Source organism: Mucilaginibacter gracilis, from assembly GCF_003633615.1.
GTDB lineage: Bacteria > Bacteroidota > Bacteroidia > Sphingobacteriales > Sphingobacteriaceae > Mucilaginibacter > Mucilaginibacter gracilis.
On sequence record NZ_RBKU01000001.1, the window covers coordinates 743,443 to 761,415 of the forward strand.

Consider the following 17,973-nt stretch of genomic DNA (forward strand, 5'->3'; position numbering starts at 1 on the left):
AGGGGCTTGTTTTGCAGGGTTACAAGAGGGTAAACAGTAACCCTGCGTCTACCCCCTCATTTTTTTGCTATTTTTTGTTGCGTGATGCGGGAACGATGAAAAATTTATCTTCTTTTCGTTCAATTTTCAGGATGGGCGATTTGCAGGGGCGCTTTGTCCCCGACATCAATCCATTAAGATAGTCCTCGGGTAGTTCGCGAGGTTGAGACTGCGGGGATAGATATAGGAATTTTGGGGCTATCCATCTTTCAAGGTCGCTCATACGGCAGCCTACAATCAGGTTGGCTTCTTTGAGCTGTTTAAAAGCATCAGCCAGTTGGGTAGCGGAACCACGAAATAATAAAGGACTGGCAGGGGCTTCGTCATCTAATAATAATTTTTCCAGTGCAGCATGTTCTTCAGGAACAAAATAGGTTTTCAATAAGTCAAATAGTTGCCCTGCTGCCCCCTCCTTAAAGGTCGGATAGTATCCCACTAATTTGCCAGCAGCCAACTGTTCTTGACTTAGTTCAGGCTCGGTGACTGCTTCCTGAACCGCTGCTGTTTCCGATACGTCGGGTGTTTCAGATTTTGGAGTTATTATGGTCTCGTTAGTAGTTTCAGCCGTTGCCGCTTCTCGTTTCTCTCTTTCGGCATCCAGCCATTCTTTAAATTCGGCTTCAGACCGCTTTGGCTTAATGGCTGTTTCAGTAGCATAGATTAGTTCCCTTAAAAACTTTTCCCGCAGCTTGACTGATTCGCCAAGGTCTTCTGCAAATTTGCTGCTTACTTCGATTTCCGCATTGGTGGATTGCAGTCCGTTAACAATAAATAAATATTCCAGGTTGACGGAAAAAACAAAGTGACGTTCATAGACCTGCGTCATTTCCGAATGGTGGTCGTGGTAATTTCTCCAAAATTCCTTAAAACGTTCCCGGACTTTGGCAAGTTCTTCCAATTGTAACTTGATGCGTTCTTTATCTAATGCTATCAGATCGATAAAGGCCATATCTTTCAATACCCGTAATTCGCTCCGGTAAGAAAAACTGTCATAGTATTGGGTCTGATGGCTTATGTCGTAGACCTTAACATGCTTCTTTTCATTCGTTCCCCATTCCATGTGAATATCATCCTCGATGATGCGCAGATCAAATGTTTGGATACGGGTAAGAAATTCTTTCAAGTGCTGCATAGGCGGGCAGATTTACATATGCAAATTTAAGTATTATATAGTCAACACAAAAGCACACAACTGCTCCTCTATAAATAATACCTGCCCTACTTGCCGGACAAATGTCCAAAATAGGTGATTAAAACTTATTTTCACTTGCTTCCAAACTATAATCAGCCCCTTGCCAACAGCCTTGTCACTGATTTCAGCTTCAATACCCGAAGTACCGATGAAATTTATGGCTTAGACAACATATTTAGATGGATATGATTCGTCAGATCTCCAGGATGTCAGCGCACTGGCTTTTGAATCGTATTCAGGACGTCTAAAATTCACGCGTCTTTCCAGACAAATATTCATAACCGGAATTTTCAATAAGTAGCCACCGGCACCAAGATGTTCCTGTTGACTACAGCACCGAAACTGGCTAAAATATTTAAAGGGCAGCCCCATTTAGAATACTGCCCTTTAATAATTTATTTCGATGTCAGATCGGCATCAATTTCATAAAACAACCCTTTATATTCAAAATCTTCTGGTAGGCCTGACTCGAAGAAACTGAAGCTAACGATATAAACGTTATAACTCGTTCTTGTGAGTGTATTAACATAAGTTTGGTATATCAAACCATCTCCAGTCATTGCTGGTGCTTTGGTAACAGAATTTAAAAAACTGAATTTAAAATTCTGCTGTTGTGTACCATTTACCACGGGCCGTTGAATCACTATAAAATCACTGCTCAATGTTGTGGTCACATTAGGAATGGTTGTGAATAACTCGTAAACACCCTTAACGTTTGGTGCCCATACCTGAACATCAATCTTTTCAAATCCAAGTAATGCCAAATCATGTTTAATCTTTATTTTCATGTAACCGTCAGGTGCCGGTGTAACATTTTCCAATGGATTGGCGGGAGGTGGTGGCGGCGGGGGAAGTTCAGTCAGTAATACCGGGACCGTGGTACTATCCGGCTGATAAATATAATACTTTTGAGAACCTGCAATAGTCAGTTTAAAATCTGTAATTTTTTCACCATTACTTTTATAAAGCTCAAAGCTCTTATCGCCATACTCAGACGTGAGCACCCATCCTCCAGAATACTTTTTACCCTTGTATAAAATATAGGGTGTTATAGCATACTTTGTTGCGTTCACAAATTCCGTCTGTGCAAACCTTACCCTTGCAGTTTCTTCTGTTTTTTTACAAGCGGTCATGCAGAAGAGCAAAACCAGCAGGCGCAATAGCATATTTTTCATTTTCTTAGAATTTATAGGTGACTGTTAAACTTGGGGTAATCCCGTATTTGATGCGGTAACGTACGGCATCGTACTCTTTTTCATAGCTGTCTTTACCAAAAGAAGTGTTATAAGTGCTGGTGCCGGAAACTTGTTTATATCCGTTCGAGTTGATATAATAGATCGACGTTGAATTAAGCAGGTTGCCTACATTCAGCTTAATGTCCATCTTTTGTTTTAGAAAACGGGCATATAGTTGCAAATCGATCAGATCTCGCCCGTTCTCATATTCTGTTAAATTGGGATTGCTGCTGATCGTGTAAGTACGGCGGCCCGCTTTGTTGTAGCTTAGGGTTAAGCCATAGTTAGGGGAAGAATAACTGATCCCGGCGTTGACCGTATAAGGTGATTGACCGTATAAGGCACGCGTTTCCTGGTTCTCAACAATAGTTCCATTCCCTAAGGTACTCAGCGTATGGATCTTCGATTTAATCAGCGTGCCGTTGCCAAACAGCGTAATATTACGTAACCACTGCTGATCAGATAAAAAGCCCAGCGTTTTGCGAATTTCCAGTTCCATCCCATAATTAACGGCATCCTTTTGATTCTGGTAACGATAACGGGTCACTTTAGTAGCGTCCCTGTCAACCACCAGCTCAATAGGCTTATCAAATGATTTGTAAAAACCCGACACGGAAACGATCTCACCTACTGAAGGATACCACTCATAGCGTAAATCGCTGTTTTTGATCTTGGTGCTTACGACATCGTCGCCTACGATATCAGCATTTAAAAACGGATCATAAAAGCCGAAATAAGATGTTTCCCTGAAATCCGGGCGGATAACCGTTTTTGCAAACGATGCCCTGAAATTCATTTTAGAGGTAATGCTGTAGATTAAATTAGCAGATGGCAGATAAGTGGTGTTTTTTTCACCGGTAACATTTCGTAAACTGGATTTATCCGAGATCAGGGGCTGCTTATTTTGCAAGTCATAGTTTTCTCCCCGCACCCCATAAACGATCCTGATCTTTTTCAGGAAGCGTTGATCGAGCATCAAGTAAAAAGCATGAAATTTAGAGGAACCATCAAATTGAGACCCATTATTTCCATCAGCCAGGTAATAAGCCTGGTTTGAATGTTCACCGGTACCTATATTTTCCGGGGCAAGCACTTCTTCATAAGGGCGGTCAAAGGCGTTAAATGCCCTGTCCTCGGTCCTTATTTTCAAAGTGGTGGCACTCAAATCCCGTTTTTTGTATATACCGCTATATCCGCCTTTTATTAAACTTTTATCACCCAGAAAATTAAAGGGCTGGCTCAGGTTTGCCCCCCAATTATAATCGGTTTCCTTTGTATCGGTAAATAGGCGATAATCATAATCAGGCGAATTCTGTGCAGGGTTAACCACTGCCGGGGTCTGGTAGTATTCATTACCATCATCGGTCCGCCCGGTTAAACGGTAAGTAAATTTGGTGCGATCTTTTACTTCCTGCCTTACCGTAGTGATGCCGCCCAGCCAGCTTAATTTAAGACCGGCGTTGGTTAATTTGTATTCACCCTCCAGTTTGTGTTGCAAAATGCGGGTGATCTCCGGGGTTTGCAGGTTTTGCTGTGTACGGGCATAATCGTTATCAAAACCAGCGCTGGCAAACATACCCGTAGAGGTGTTGAGTATGTTGTTAAAGATCTGGGAATAAAGGTTCTTAAATCCTATCTTATAGTTCTTTCCCTGGATGCCGGTATTGAACTGTGCGCCGATGGTGCTATTATATTTGTATATATGACCGTTACGGCGGCGGCCTGCGCTGTCGATATAGTTTGGCCCGGCTGCGGGATAACCGTAATTGGCCAGAAACTCCCTTACATCCTGAAAATCGTTCGTTTCCTGGCTGTTACGGAAACTTAAACCGGCTACAAAACCTATCTTCTGGTCGTTCTTCAAATCATAAGTACGCCCTAATGAGATTCGGTAGTTTTGGTTAGCGCCACCGGTAGAGGTATAGCGTTTAAAGGCATCGGGGCTGAACAATTTACTTTGCGGCACGGCATAATCTGGTACGGCCACGCTACCCCAGGATTGGATCCCGGCAGGCAGCTTGCGGTGTCCGTCGTCAAAGCCCCAAAAGTCATACTTGCCCCTCTTGCCCGATTCAACAAAATTCTTGCCTAATACATTGCTGTTAAAACCCGTACCCAGCGAAAGGACGGTGAAATTTTCCAGCGGAATGTCCAGCGTATTTACAGAAACCTGTCCGCCGGCAAATTCGGCCGATACATCCGGGGTAGCTGTTTTGTTCACCACCACATTACTCACCATTTCTACCGGGATCACATCAAAGGCGAAATTGCGGCGGTTCATGTCTGTGCTGGGTAATACGATCCCGTCAATCATACCTTGGTTATAGCGTTCGGTTAAACCACGCACAACGATATAACGGTTATCCACCGTGCTTACACCGCTTACCCTTTTTAGCACCTGCCCCATGTTATTATCCGGAGTGCGGGCTATCTGTTCGGCACTGATGCCATCGGTTACGCTGGCGGCGTTTTTTTGCGTTGCGTAAAGGCCTGCGGTGGCTTCTTTTTTATAGGAGGATTGTATCACTACCGCATTCAGCGCGTTGGATGCGGTTAGCAATACGATATCCAGTTTGGTTAGCCCGTCTGCTTTTACAACAACATCGGCTATCCGCTTGGTTTGAAAGGAAACGTAACTCACTTCAACCGTGTAAGTACCAGGTGGCGCGGTAATACTATAGGAGCCATCGACAGCGCTTGCGATAGTCGTATTCAGCTCAATGATCCTGATATTGGCTCCCGGCAGGCTCTCACCTTTATCGTCCACTACCTTGCCATAAATCTTCCCGGGCGGTATGGGTACCGGTTTACTGTCTATCACGATAAACCCGCCCACGGCTTTGTAAAGCAGGTTGGTGTGTTCAACAATACTATTTAATGCTTCTATCACGGTGATACCGGAAGCCATAATGGTTGTTTTTTTACTGATACCTGCTGTAGCTTTGTCCCTGATAAAAAACTGGACGTTGCCCTGTTTTTCTATCGCTGCCAGGCATTGCGCAACGGTAGCTTTTTCTAATTTTAAGGATATCTGCCGGTTAAGATCCTGACTTCTGGCGGTACTGGCATATAATACGCCGAAGAATGCCATCTGTATGGCCGTGATGATCAGCGAGGTTCTCATAATCAATCGGAAATAAGGATATTGTTGTAATCCTTTTTGTTTTTGCATCTTTGTGATAATTACGGTTGGTTTCTTTTAAGAAACCTAATTTGTTAATTGCCGGAAGTTTTACTCCCGGGATATTTACATAAAGCCACCTGGCGACCAAACCGAGGCTTTTTGTGCGATAGGGCCGTCCCTTTACAGGGGACGGTTTTTTTATGGGGTGAGTACTATCTATTTCATATTGATGGTTTTATGGTTAATAAATACGGATAGTTGAATCTTTAAGCGCGTATTTGAAGTGTCCGGTAATGCTTAACACCTCCATGGCATCCTTAACCGAAATGGTTGGCGGCAGCACACCCGAAATAGCTTCTTTTGCCCTTTTTGGGTTGTTAATATTGATCTTCACTTTATACCATCGTTCCAGGTCTTCGGCCATGTGGGATAACGACGCATGCTGAAAAACCAGCTTACCCTGTTTCCATTGGGTAAGACCGTCAACCGCGATAAAATTAGAGGTTACCTTTTGTGTTGCGGCATCCCAGCTTACCATTTGCCCGGGTAATAAAACGGCTAAAGGTTTAACTTTTAATGAGCCGGTATCAAGGCTCCCTACGCTCACCTTACCCGTAGCTACACTAACACTGACCGGTCGGTTCGGGAAAGCTTCTATTTTGAAGGAGGTGCCCAATACGCAGGTTTGTACTCCCGCAGCATGTACGATGAAAGCCTTTTTAGGGTTATGTACAACCTCGAAAAAAGCTTCACCTGTTAAACGGATATCCCGTGTTTTACCGGTGAACCGTTCGGGAAACTGAATGCTGCTGCCCGCGCCCAGATAGATAATGGAGCTATCGGGTAATATAATGGTGGACCGCTGCCCGTAAGGATTGTGTTTTTCTACCATCGCAATTACAGGCGGCGGCTGATTATTTCTGTTATGAAACACCCAGAATGCACTAAAGCCAATGATGGTGGTGATCCATATCGCCGCATATTTTAAATAGAAAGGCTTTCCTGGTGGTTTCAGGACAGGATATACTTTTTCGTTATCTGCCTCCGAAATAAGCGTACGGATTCTTTGTTTCCACTGGTGCATTTGTTCATCGGATGGATTTTCTACCTGGGTATCCTCTATCGTTTTTTGCCATTCGCCGGTTAATAGTTCATGCAACTGCTGTTCGTTGCCGGGATGTTCCAGCCATTTTAAAACCAAGGCCGTTTCTGTGGCTGTACACTGGTTTTCCAGGAATTTTTCTAATAGTGCTCGCGTTACCTGTTCTTCCATTTTTGTTGTTCATTAAGCATGACGCAACAAATCGGCGGTACTACCAACGCAATCGAAAATAAATTTTACGTTTGGGGGATCGTGAAATTCATGAGCTATTGCCGCACCCACTTTTTATAGATAGTAATGTGGTGGGCCGGGACGGTTGAATCGAGCCGATAGTGTCTAGTTCAGATCCTATATTGACGTTATTGGCGGACACTACTGGAAAACGGTAAAATCTATAATGCGAGCACTATTCAATTAATGCAGGCTGATTACCCGCGTGATTTTCCAGGACCCGTTTTCTTTTTTCCAGACATGCACGAATCGGGCGTAGGTGGAGTTAGGGCCGGTGTCATGGATGCTATGGAACCGGTGATAACCCATCTCGACCGCGCCATAGTCTTTGATCGGGTAAACTTCGATACTCCCTTTCAGTAATTCGCGGGTGACCTGCCCACAAATGTTTTTTTTATAAGCATCCGTAAGTTGCTTTTTGGACGTAACTAAGCCGCCCTGGTCATGAAAAAACTCCATGTCCTCCGATAATAGACTGTCCTGCACATCAATCTTGCAGTGGTTGTAACTGTCCTCCCATAAGCTGTCCATCCGAACGATTTCCTGATAGAGCTCCTTTGATACGGGCTTATAAACCGGATACGGGTTATTTTGCGCTTTTGTACGAAATGCCGAAGCCATGATCAGTATCAGCAGCAGACTGAATAGGGTGTTTTTTTTAGTTGTCATATCGTGTAAGACGCTAAGTTTTCTGGTTTCGTGACAATAATAAATAACGCTGGTGGCATTAATAATTTCAACTCAATTTACAGCAATTTTGCCACTTGATCAATATTTACACTCAGCACTTGGGTATCTTTTACATTTCATCTGTACCCGTTTTCGATATATCGCGTGTTGCTGGCTTTTAACAGGATAAATTGCAGAGATGGAAATCGGGTGCATCAAAAGCTACAAAAATTGGTGCATGATAAGCTCAAAAACGACAAATCCGGGTGTCTGAGGTTGGGCGAGGATGCTTGGCTAATGCAGTAAACTTATCGCTTCATCAGGAATAGCAGCATGACAGTCAGGGTTGCATCTATATATTTGCCCAGATGCTCACGAAAATATTGGAGTGAAGCGGTCATATGGTTCCTCACGGTATTCAGAGAAAGATTGAGCTGACCGGCGATCTCCGCATAGCTTTTATTTTCAAAACGGCTCATTTCAAATACCAGCCTGCGCTGCGGACTTAACTTATTTAGTTTTTGCTGATAGATCCCTTCTGCTTCGCGGCTGTATAGATCATAATCGGCACTCCTGGCCAACCCGGTAAACTCATTATGAATGACTTCGAGACTGGTCGTCACGATGGCTCTTTTCCGTACATGGCTGATCACCGTATTACGCATGGCACCAAACAGATACGGCAACAGATCTCCCCGGAGTTCTATCTGGTGGCGTTTCTTCCAAAGCATCAGCATCAGGTCCATAACCAATTCTTCGGCTATAACCGGATCTTTGATATAATGAAGGGTGAAATTAAACAGCCTGCGGAAATATCTTTCAAACAAGATCTCGTAGGCAGATTGATCGTCCTGGCGGCATTTTTTAAGTAAGGAGTGATCTGTTAAATCTTTTAATGCCATATCGCAACCGAAACGTCTATCCGGGTGCAAAGGTAGACCGCCCGGAACAACAGGAGATTAAGTTCATGTTAACTAATTAGCATGCCGATACTCTCATCTTTGATACAATTGCAGGAGCGGTATTCACTGGAAATACTCTTTAAATCAAATTGGAGTATTAACGTGGAAAACTATACCTGATTGATCCCGGACCTACAATTAGTTTTATGTTATTTTTTGGCTTTCCCATTATCTTCATCTTCGGAAAAAAGGATGGCGTTTTGCGCGGCCTTATTGCTTTTTAATATTTGAAAAAAGCGCTTCATCATCGATATGATAAAACGGCTATGTGTATATCCTGATAAAATGCTTATAATAGCCAAAAAAAATCGCCATTAATACCCAGAAGCCACATCTCATCAGCCCCGAGCACCATTGGTTATCTTTAAAAAAGGATAATGCTGAGGCTATGGAATCGTTGTATAAAAAATATGCAAACAGTTTATATAACTATGGGTCTAAGTTTACTGCTGACAAAGACCTGATTAAAGAATGTATCCAGGAACTGTTTGTAACCTTATGGACACGTCGTGCAAGTCTTGGGGAACCGCAAAGTGTCAGGAACTACCTGTTTAAAGCATTCCGGCTTTCTTTGTTCAAAAAAACAAATATGTTGCAAAAGCAAGAACGCTATGAAGAAACTGAGCATTACCCTTTCGACGCCGCTATTAACATAGAAGAGACGATCATAAATGACGAGGATAAAGCTGCCCTGCAACGCAGGCTGCAAGCCAGCCTGGACCAACTTACCGCGAGGCAGCGGGAAGCCATCTTTTTAAAGTTTTATGAGGGTTTGAGCTATGAAGAAGTCGCAGAGGTGATGGGTGTTTCTGTTAAAGGTGCTTACAAAATAATGGCCAGGGCGATTGATGCTTTACGTGAAAAGCTTGACCAGGATGATTTTTTACTGCTACTTTCTCTGTTTTCTTTAAAATTATTCCATTGATTTTAAAGGAGTTATAAATAAGTTGAAAGATTTATTGATCCTGATGGGGTAAAAAAGCAAGGTTATAGCTAATCGGAGCTGAAAGGCAAAATATGAAAAAAAGGAATACCGATTTCAGCGCTTATACCCTGCATGATCTGCTTGATGATCCCGATTTTACCAATTGGGTACTGCTCCCCGATGATAACTTAGATGCTTTTTGGCAGACGGCACAAAATAATCATCCCAATTTACAACACCTCATACCGGAGGCCCGGCAGCTTATTTTATCGTTCAGGTTCAAAGAAGACCTGATGGATAGCCAGGAACAGCATGATCTTTGGCAGCAGATCGCCGCGCAAACTACAGTTCAGAAAACAAGAGGCCGCATTATCCCGATGTGGATGCAAAGCGCAGCGGCGGTCTTATTGGTCGGTATCCTGTGTAGTGTTGTATTTTATTTTTATAACAACAGGACAATAGCGATCGGCACAGCTTACGGCCAGACCAGAACGATCATGCTCCCCGACAGTTCAGAAGTTACGCTGAATGCAAACAGTCAGCTGCAATACGCTTTTAATTGGGGTAAAAAACAAACAAGAGAAGTATGGATTAAAGGGGAGGCCTTCTTTAAGGTCAAACACCTGCACAAATCGGGAACTATAACCGCAGGTGACCGGTTTATTGTCCACGCCGGTAAAATCAATGTAGAAGTATTAGGCACTACGTTTAACGTTAATGACCGCAGGGGAGTTATAAATGTGGCACTGGTTAGCGGTAAAGTAAGTATGGCGATTGCTGCTGCACATAAACCTGCTTTAATCATGAAACCTGGCGATGTACTGGAATACCAGGCTGAACAGGACACGATTATCCGCAGGCATACAAAAATGGCTAACAAGATCGCCTGGAAAGATGGAATGTTGGCGTTTGAGGAAATCACAGCAGGCGAATTATTTGAGCAATTAGCGGATATCTACGGTTATAAAGTGATCTTTAAAAGACCGGATATTAAGCTGAAGAAAATAACCGGCAAGTTTAGCACTAATGATGAGGATAAGATGTACAGGGGCATTTCCGTGGCTTTGGGTATCTCCATCAAAAAGGATGTCAAAAATCATCAGCTTATTGTTCAGTAATCACCTTTACCTATACGTCCAACATGACTTTTTTTAAATACACCGTTTTAATATTCTTTGGAATAATTCCTTTTAGCGTGTCTTATGCCGCAGCACAACAAACCACTTCCCAAACACCACCTGTTAAACTGAAAGATGCTTTGCAGTCGGTTAGTAAGACATTCCATATTAACTTTATGTATGAAGCCGAATTACTAAATGGCAAGACGGTCAACCTCTATCTGCAAAACTTTAAAACGCAAAAACCGGAAACCGTATTAACCGGGTTACTCCAACCGGTGGGAATAAGCTATTATCGGGTTGACCAGGAGAACTATGCGCTTTTTAAACAAGCACTCGATAAAACTATAGTAAGTTCGGCTAACACGGCTTTAAGTCAGCTTTCACCAACTGATACACTCAGAAACGCTTCGATAAGCGGTGTGGTATTGGATGAAGCAAACCATCCATTGGACTACAGTACGGTTACTTTGCTCAAATCAGATTCAAGTGTGGTAAAGAGTGTATTGGCGGATTCATCAGGCAGGTACAGGTTTAAAGATCTGACAGCCGGACATTACCTGATCCTGGCAACACAGATGGGGTATTTGAAAGGTTACTCGCAATCGTTTCAGTTGGTCGCCAATACCCCGCTGGCTGTACCGGCAATTATCCTGGCAACATCGCCCAATCAACTTGCAGAAGTTAAAATCACTGCTAAAAAACCACTGTTTGAGCGCAGGATAGACAGAACCATCGTGAATGTGGAAAGCAGCGCCCTGGCTACCGGAGGTTCCATTGGTGATGTACTTGAAATAGCCCCCGGTGTGTCTGTTGATAATAACCAGATCACCTTAAAGGGTAAACAAGGGGTAACCGTGATGATCGACGATAAAGTTGTTAAACTATCCGCGTCGCAGATCAGCAGCTTATTGCAAAGTATGCCGGCCAGTTCCATTTCGCAAATAGAACTGATCTCTAATCCATCTGCCAAGTATGATGCGGAAGGTAAAGGCGGGATCATCAATATAAAAACTAAGAAGGGCACTAACCTGGGCTTTAATGGCACCATCACTTCAGGTATCACAGTAGGAACCTTTCCCCGGTTTACGGAGGGGATTACCTTAAACTATAAATTGAAACGGTTAAACCTGTTCAGTAATTACAGTTATCAGCACAACAGAAGCATTAGTCAATATTTGAGTGATAAGGTTATTACCGGGCAAAACGCTTTAACTTACCATCAGGATGAAACCTCCCATTCCACTGCAGAAGCCAATAATGCACGGCTTGGGGCTGATTATGACCTTAATGATAAAAATACCATTGGTATATTAGGAACACTAAACACAAACAGGAGCCGGTCTGACTTTTTACAGACGGTCAATTTTAACAACTACTCCACCCGGCAGCAGGATTCCAGCCTTTCCTCTCTGAACAATGGTTCCGGCAAATACGATACCTACGGATTGAATATCAATTCCCGGCATGTCTTAGGCCTTGACGGTCATTTATTGTTATTTAATGCGGATTACACCAGTTATCTCTCGGCCAATCCTAATACGTACCAAAATAATTATTTTAATTCTACAGGTGGCTTGGTTAAAGGCCCTGAAAATATTCGGAATGATGCTGGTGTAGCGATAGACCTGATAACCGCCAAAGTGGATTACAGCTACCCGTTAAATAAAACATCAAAACTGGAGGCCGGGGGAAAAACCGCTTTTACCCATTCCAAAAGCAATATCCTGTTTCAATCCGGTAATTCAGCCGGACAGTTTATTACGGACACCAATCGCACCAATACCTTTGATTACCATGAAAATATCAGCGCGGTATATGTTAATTATGTGACTAAACTGGGCAAGCAAACTGATTTCCAGGCAGGTTTACGGGGCGAAAACACCCGTTATTCCGGTAAATCTATCACTACCGGGCAAACAGTCAGCCGTAATTACTTACAATTGTTTCCCAGCCTGTTTATACTCCATAATTTTGGTGTGAATACCTTGAGTTTTTCTTACAGCCGCAGGATCGGACGTCCCGGTTATGAAGACCTGAACCCCTTTATTGACTATTCATCACCTTATTTCTATACGCAGGGTAACCCGTTATTAAAACCGGAAACCACGCATTCCTTAGAATTGAATTATAACTATCATACCGATCTGAATATCAGCCTGGGTTATAGCCGCACAAGCGACTACTACAATTATTTCACTTCATTAGCTGACAGCAGCGGAGCTACCAAACAGACGGTGGACAATTTCAAGCATTATGATACGTGGAATTTATCCATCAGTTATAATAAAGAACTGTTTAAATGGTGGAACCTTACTGCCAACGGTGATGCCTTTTATGACCGTTATCAAACGCCCTATTTGGGAACATTCATTGATGTACAGCGTGCTGGGTATAATTTTAACATCTTAAATGCTTTACAGCTTCACCCCAGGCTATCGTTAGAGATCCTGAACCTTTACAAATCTAAGCGAGCGGTTCTGGCCCGTACCATTGGTAGTAAATACAGGGCGGATGCCGCATTGAAATACAGCTTCTTGAACAACAAGGCTACCATTAAATTAGGCGTAACGGATATTTTCTATACGTACATCAACCAAGGGGTTAACCAGTTTGAGGGGTTATATGGTACCTATTATAACCGGAACGAGAACCGGCGGTTTAATTTAAGCTTTTCCTACAAATTTGGCGGTAAAGTAACCGCTCCTAAAAAGGCTCAAAGTAATAAGGAGGAATTAGAACGGATCAAATAAGGCATAGCCTTCTATTGAAAACAGATATTATAGAAGACCAGACTTGATATTCCGGAATGCCTGACCAGGTGATTCCCGTAGGATGTATAGCACCGATTTATGTAGTTAACGTTTGAAAATTTCAATTAAGAATCAATGAGTTGATATGGTCAAAGTGTCTCGGAACTAACTATTCGATATTCCGGAACGAGGTTTCAAAAGCTCCGGAATGTCCACTATTGGTTCCGCACAAATTCACCCTTTAAAATTTCGTGTAAAATCCCAGTATGAGCCACATGAAATCATAGCGAAAAGGGCTAAACTTAATATTTCATGAATGGCGAAAATATGGTGATATGAATAGTATTTAAAAACAGTTAATTCTCCGTAATTGTAGGGAAAAAATAATACGGTTTCCATCTGCGGATAAGTCATCATTGCGAAAAACATGAGCATTAAACCCACCGCCATACCGATAAACATATTTTTTAACCGGAAACTTAGCCAGAAGTGGATAGCAAATACTGTTGCAAGCGATATAAAGGTTCGAAAAGCAATAGAAAACATCGCTATAATATCCGGGCTATACTGGAAGAAACCGCTATTGGGGATAATAACGCCTATAATTGCTGCGCATATAAAAAAAAAGAAAATACTAAACAGGAAAAATAAAGTGAGTATAAGAAGACTCACACATAATTTAGAAAGATATATGATTCCTGGTGAAACGGGGAGTGTGAAAAGATTTTTCCATGAATTTGTCTTATGTTCTATATTCATTAAAAGAGCGTTAAGCATAATAATTACGCAAGGGCCTGCAAAAATGGCAATTCCTATAATTGTTCGCTTCCACCCTTTAGACCAAGGGTTAGAATTGTGAATTATAACTTTGTCAGCATTTTTTAAATATTCCATACTGACGAATAGTGGTATAGCTAAGGCCAGTAACACTAATAAAAAAATGGCAAAAGTATTTTTTACTTTGATAACTTCTGCTGAAAATATTTTACTAAATGAGCTCATTTGCTTTTTGAGTTAATTTTATGAATGTCTTTTCCAGACTATCTTGTTGAACTTCGATATGATAAACTGGCAATCCTGCTGCGACGAGTTTTATCGTAATTTGGTTTACTTGTTCAAGGTTTTTAAATGGGAATATCAACGATCCTTCGCTAACTTTACTTAATCCAAAGGAGTCCTGGAGAATTTTTTGCGCTCGTATGTGATCAGTTGTTCCGATCTTTACAACTGCTGCGTTTTTGCTAAATTTATCTAGTTCTGCGATTGGACCTTGAAATATTAATCGCCCCTCGTTAATAATACCTACATGAGTAACCAGCTTTTCAATCTCAGTAAGTAAATGACTGGATAAAAATATAGTTGTACCATATTTTTCATTCAATTCAAAGAGTAGTTGCCGTGTTTCTACAATCCCCATTGGATCTAAACCATTAACCGGTTCATCTAAAATTAATACATCGGGTTTATCAAGAAGTGCCATTGCCAATCCAAGTCTTTGTTTCATTCCAAGTGAATACTGGCTAACTAACTTTTCTCTACTGTCGTAAAGTTTAACCAGATTTAAAACTTCTTGTATCTGATTATTTCCGACATTTCTGTACTTTCCAACTACACAAAGGTTGTCATAACCTGATAAATGGTCGTAAAGTGAGGGCGTCTCTATCAACGCGCCTACTTTCTTGAGTATCGTTCCCCGATTAATATTTAAAGAACTTCCGAGTAAGCTTATTTTACCTTCCTTAGGAGATAGAAGGCCAAGCAGTAGTCTGATAGTTGTTGTTTTACCTGCTCCATTTGGGCCAAGGAAACCGTAAATACTACCTCGCTCTACTTTAAGATCAAGACCCTTAATAATAGGTATTCCCTTGTAGTTAAATGAAAGGTTTTTAGTTTCTATCGCCTGTTCTTTTGCCGTTTTAATAAATGTTTCTTGCATATCAATTGTCCTTCAGATCGTCATTGTCAATAATTTTTTTATTCTTTTTTATCGAACCATTTATTTTCCCAAATCGATAACTGAGGCCGAAATCAATTCTCCGGTAGTCGTTTCGATAATTTGCTTCTTGTATAAATTCGTCTGTTGTAAGTCGGTTAATAGCATACCGATAATGTTGAAATGGATTATTTAGCGTTCCAGATAAGGACAATTTTTTTTTGAAAAGGTCTTTACTAACACTGAGAGATGAAAATGTATAGGCGTTTTGGCTGCCTTGAAGTGTTATGAATTTACTGTACGTTCCTACATTTGCAGAAGCTCTCCAATCATTTAAAAATCTATAATTCAAATTGGTGTAAAAACTCCCCTGAAAACCCTGATTATTATATAGCCTTGTGGCTAAAAACCCATTTATCCATAAATGCGACACCCGGCCATTTATGGTTAAGCTCATTTTGCTCGACAAAGGATAATTGATACTCAAATAAGTTCCCAGATTTTTTGAGTTTCCGGCATTTTGATAGGTTGAAAAAGTAACAGTATCGGCGGTGAGGGATACAAGATTTTGAATTGTATTGTTTGAGAAGATATAATTTAACCCTATTATAGTAGATGCTTTTTTTAAGCTGGTGTAATTCAAATCCAGTGAATGATGCCTCACGGGATTTAAAGCTGGATTGCCTGAAGTGAAATATAAAGGATTTGACTTGTCTACAAAAGGATTAAGCTGGTTGATAGAAGGGCGCTGTATACGCTCAGTATAACCAAATGTCACACCTGTTCCACTACCCGATTTCCATTGAATAGAAACAGCCGGAATAACCGTATTGTACTGCTGTTTTAAAGCTGTTCCGACCGATGTAAAGTGCGCATCAATGTCTGTCCGTTCAATACGAAAACCTGCCTGGATGCCATATTTACCAAATCTAAATTGATTTGAATTGAAAAAACTAAAAATACCCTGGGTGTAGTCATAGTTATTAGTTACGATGTTATTCGTTTGCTCCTGGCCTGTTAAAGGGTTGTAAGGCGTGTAACTAAAATCACTTTTATTATTTCGTCCAATAAATTTTATCCCGGTTTCTATATTCACAATCTTTAATGGTTGAATATAATTGACCTGAATAGTTTGCTCTTTTGAACCAAATTTATTGTGTTGTATGAGATCATCGTTATTGTAATTGTAACGTTCAGTGGAATATAGACCATTGACCAAGCTGTTAGAAAAAGATGAGTACTTGTAGGAAGCAATTAACAATTGTTCTTTATTTTTTTTGAATGCAAGCTGATAGTTCAATCCCATATCCAATCCTAAATTCTTGGATTCCCCGTTATTTTTCAATCTATAACTATCGAGCAACAGCCCGTTACCCCCATACTCAAAAAAATGTTCATCAGCCAGTTTTCCTCTTTCACTTCCGTTAACTCCAACAGTTGCACTTACCAGACTTTGAGCGTTAAGTTCATAACTAAGTTCTGCATTAACATAAGAAAGTTTACCATCACTGCTGACAGACCCTTGTTGACTTGCGCTGGCTTTGAACGGACTGTACGTTAATCGATAATTATCGGAGGAAGACAACGGACTATTTTGATTTAAATATGCACCATCTAAGCTTAATCCCAATTTGGATCTTTTAACAGCTATGTTAGCTGATAAACGTTGTTCTCCCAATGAATTAGCTGCACTACTTAAATTTCCAGTATATCCAGGTGTGTCTTTTTTTACAGTTACAATGTTTAAAATCCCGCCTGAGCCTCCCTCTGCATCATTAGCTGCGGATGGCGTTGTGATAATTTCTATTTTAGCTATGTTATTCGCTGGCATATTTTTAAAAGCGTCTTTTGCGCCGCGATTAAAAAGCGATGACGGCTTACCATTTATAAGAATTTTAAAATCCGAACTTCCATTAATTTGTACTTCGTCATCTGCGTTGAGCGTCACTAAGGGAAGCTTCCTGACCATTTCAAGAAGACTTTGTGACTTCGCCTGCGGGTCTGCCGAAACATTGTAAGCCAACCTATCAATAGATTGTGTAACGAGTGGTTTATTTGCTATGACAGTAACTTCATTTAATTTAATAACTTCCTTTTCCACCGTAACGTTACCTAATTCAGTAAAACGGCTCCTGCTGTCTATTTTCACAATGATGGTTTTAGTTTTATAGCGCGGCAAGGCAAATGATAACTCATATTGTCCTTTCATTAATGAGTCAACTCGAAATAGACTATTCTTAAAAACGATTTGCTTTTTGAATAAAGGATTGTTGATACTCTTTACAGATAATATAAATTCTCCTATAAAATTAGCATTGTCAGGGCCAATAAGATTCCCTCTGACGCCGAAGGTTGATTTAATTTGTGCGTTAGATGAAAAGTAAAAGATTAATAGACTTATTGTAAATAGAAAATTCTTCATGGGACTTCTTTAGTATATAGGCAAATATTAAGCTATTACTAAAACGGAAAAAACTTTGAGGATAAACATGCGTTTATTAAGTTCAGACTACGCGTAATCAGTGACGAGCAGATAATTTAACTAACCAGACTAATTTAATATTTACTTACTGAGCTGGTTTTTCTCATCTTTATATCGTGAAGCCTGTTCAAAATTTCAGCAAACGGCTATTCGATTCTAAATCTTATAGCCATATACTCTTTTTAGGGTTTGTCTTGCTAGTTAATAT

Annotated in this window: 12 protein-coding genes; 3 read left to right on the plus strand and 9 right to left on the minus strand. The window is 41.0% G+C overall.

The genetic code is table 11. The features are described 5' to 3' along the window. Positions 1 to 67 precede the first annotated feature (67 nt). From BDD43_RS03110 to BDD43_RS03135, 6 genes are all read right to left on the minus strand, one after another. Positions 68 to 1,171, minus strand: coding sequence for a hypothetical protein (locus BDD43_RS03110; RefSeq protein WP_121196281.1), 1,104 nt, complete (start codon positions 1,169 to 1,171; stop codon positions 68 to 70). 455 nt (positions 1,172 to 1,626) lie between these two features. Continuing rightward, complete coding sequence (locus tag BDD43_RS03115; protein WP_147425558.1) at positions 1,627 to 2,406, minus strand: hypothetical protein; 780 nt, start codon at positions 2,404 to 2,406, stop codon at positions 1,627 to 1,629. Positions 2,407 to 2,410: 4 nt separating this feature from the next. Continuing rightward, a complete protein-coding gene (locus tag BDD43_RS03120) occupies positions 2,411 to 5,590 on the minus strand; it encodes a TonB-dependent receptor (RefSeq protein ID WP_162846965.1) in 3,180 nt (1,059 codons plus the stop codon). 241 nt (positions 5,591 to 5,831) lie between these two features. Further along, positions 5,832 to 6,863, minus strand: a complete 1,032-nt coding sequence (locus tag BDD43_RS03125) for a FecR family protein (protein WP_121196285.1) — start codon at positions 6,861 to 6,863, stop codon at positions 5,832 to 5,834. Between the two features lie 243 nt (positions 6,864 to 7,106). Further along, positions 7,107 to 7,592, minus strand: coding sequence for a nuclear transport factor 2 family protein (locus BDD43_RS03130; RefSeq protein WP_121196287.1), 486 nt, complete (start codon positions 7,590 to 7,592; stop codon positions 7,107 to 7,109). Positions 7,593 to 7,900: 308 nt separating this feature from the next. Then, positions 7,901 to 8,494: an RNA polymerase sigma-70 factor gene (locus tag BDD43_RS03135; RefSeq protein ID WP_121196288.1), complete on the minus strand. Its 594-nt coding sequence runs from the start codon at positions 8,492 to 8,494 to the stop codon at positions 7,901 to 7,903. A 448-nt stretch (positions 8,495 to 8,942) separates the two neighbouring features. On the opposite strand from BDD43_RS03135, the gene BDD43_RS03140 reads away from it, so the two are divergent. The 3 genes from BDD43_RS03140 (at position 8,943) to BDD43_RS03150 (ending at position 13,350) form a co-directional block, all read left to right on the plus strand. Further along, positions 8,943 to 9,479, plus strand: a complete 537-nt coding sequence (locus BDD43_RS03140) for an RNA polymerase sigma factor (RefSeq protein WP_121196289.1) — start codon at positions 8,943 to 8,945, stop codon at positions 9,477 to 9,479. Positions 9,480 to 9,571: 92 nt separating this feature from the next. After that, entirely contained in the window at positions 9,572 to 10,597 is a 1,026-nt protein-coding gene (locus BDD43_RS03145) for a FecR family protein (RefSeq protein WP_121196291.1), read from the plus strand. 23 nt (positions 10,598 to 10,620) lie between these two features. Next, entirely contained in the window at positions 10,621 to 13,350 is a 2,730-nt protein-coding gene (locus BDD43_RS03150) for an outer membrane beta-barrel protein (RefSeq protein WP_121196292.1), read from the plus strand. A gap of 234 nt (positions 13,351 to 13,584) precedes the next feature. On the opposite strand, the gene BDD43_RS03155 is transcribed toward BDD43_RS03150, so the two are convergent. The 3 genes from BDD43_RS03155 to BDD43_RS03165 are packed head-to-tail and all read right to left on the minus strand — an operon-like array spanning position 13,585 to position 17,705. Beyond that, on the minus strand, positions 13,585 to 14,352 hold the full coding sequence (locus BDD43_RS03155) for an ABC transporter permease (RefSeq protein WP_121196293.1): 768 nt from the start codon (positions 14,350 to 14,352) through the stop codon (positions 13,585 to 13,587). Beyond that, positions 14,339 to 15,286, minus strand: a complete 948-nt coding sequence (locus BDD43_RS03160; protein WP_121196295.1) for an ABC transporter ATP-binding protein — start codon at positions 15,284 to 15,286, stop codon at positions 14,339 to 14,341. The genes BDD43_RS03155 and BDD43_RS03160 overlap by 14 nt, the downstream gene beginning before the upstream one ends. A 1-nt stretch (position 15,287) precedes the next feature. Further along, entirely contained in the window at positions 15,288 to 17,705 is a 2,418-nt protein-coding gene (locus BDD43_RS03165) for an outer membrane beta-barrel family protein (RefSeq protein WP_121196296.1), read from the minus strand. Positions 17,706 to 17,973 lie beyond the last annotated feature (268 nt).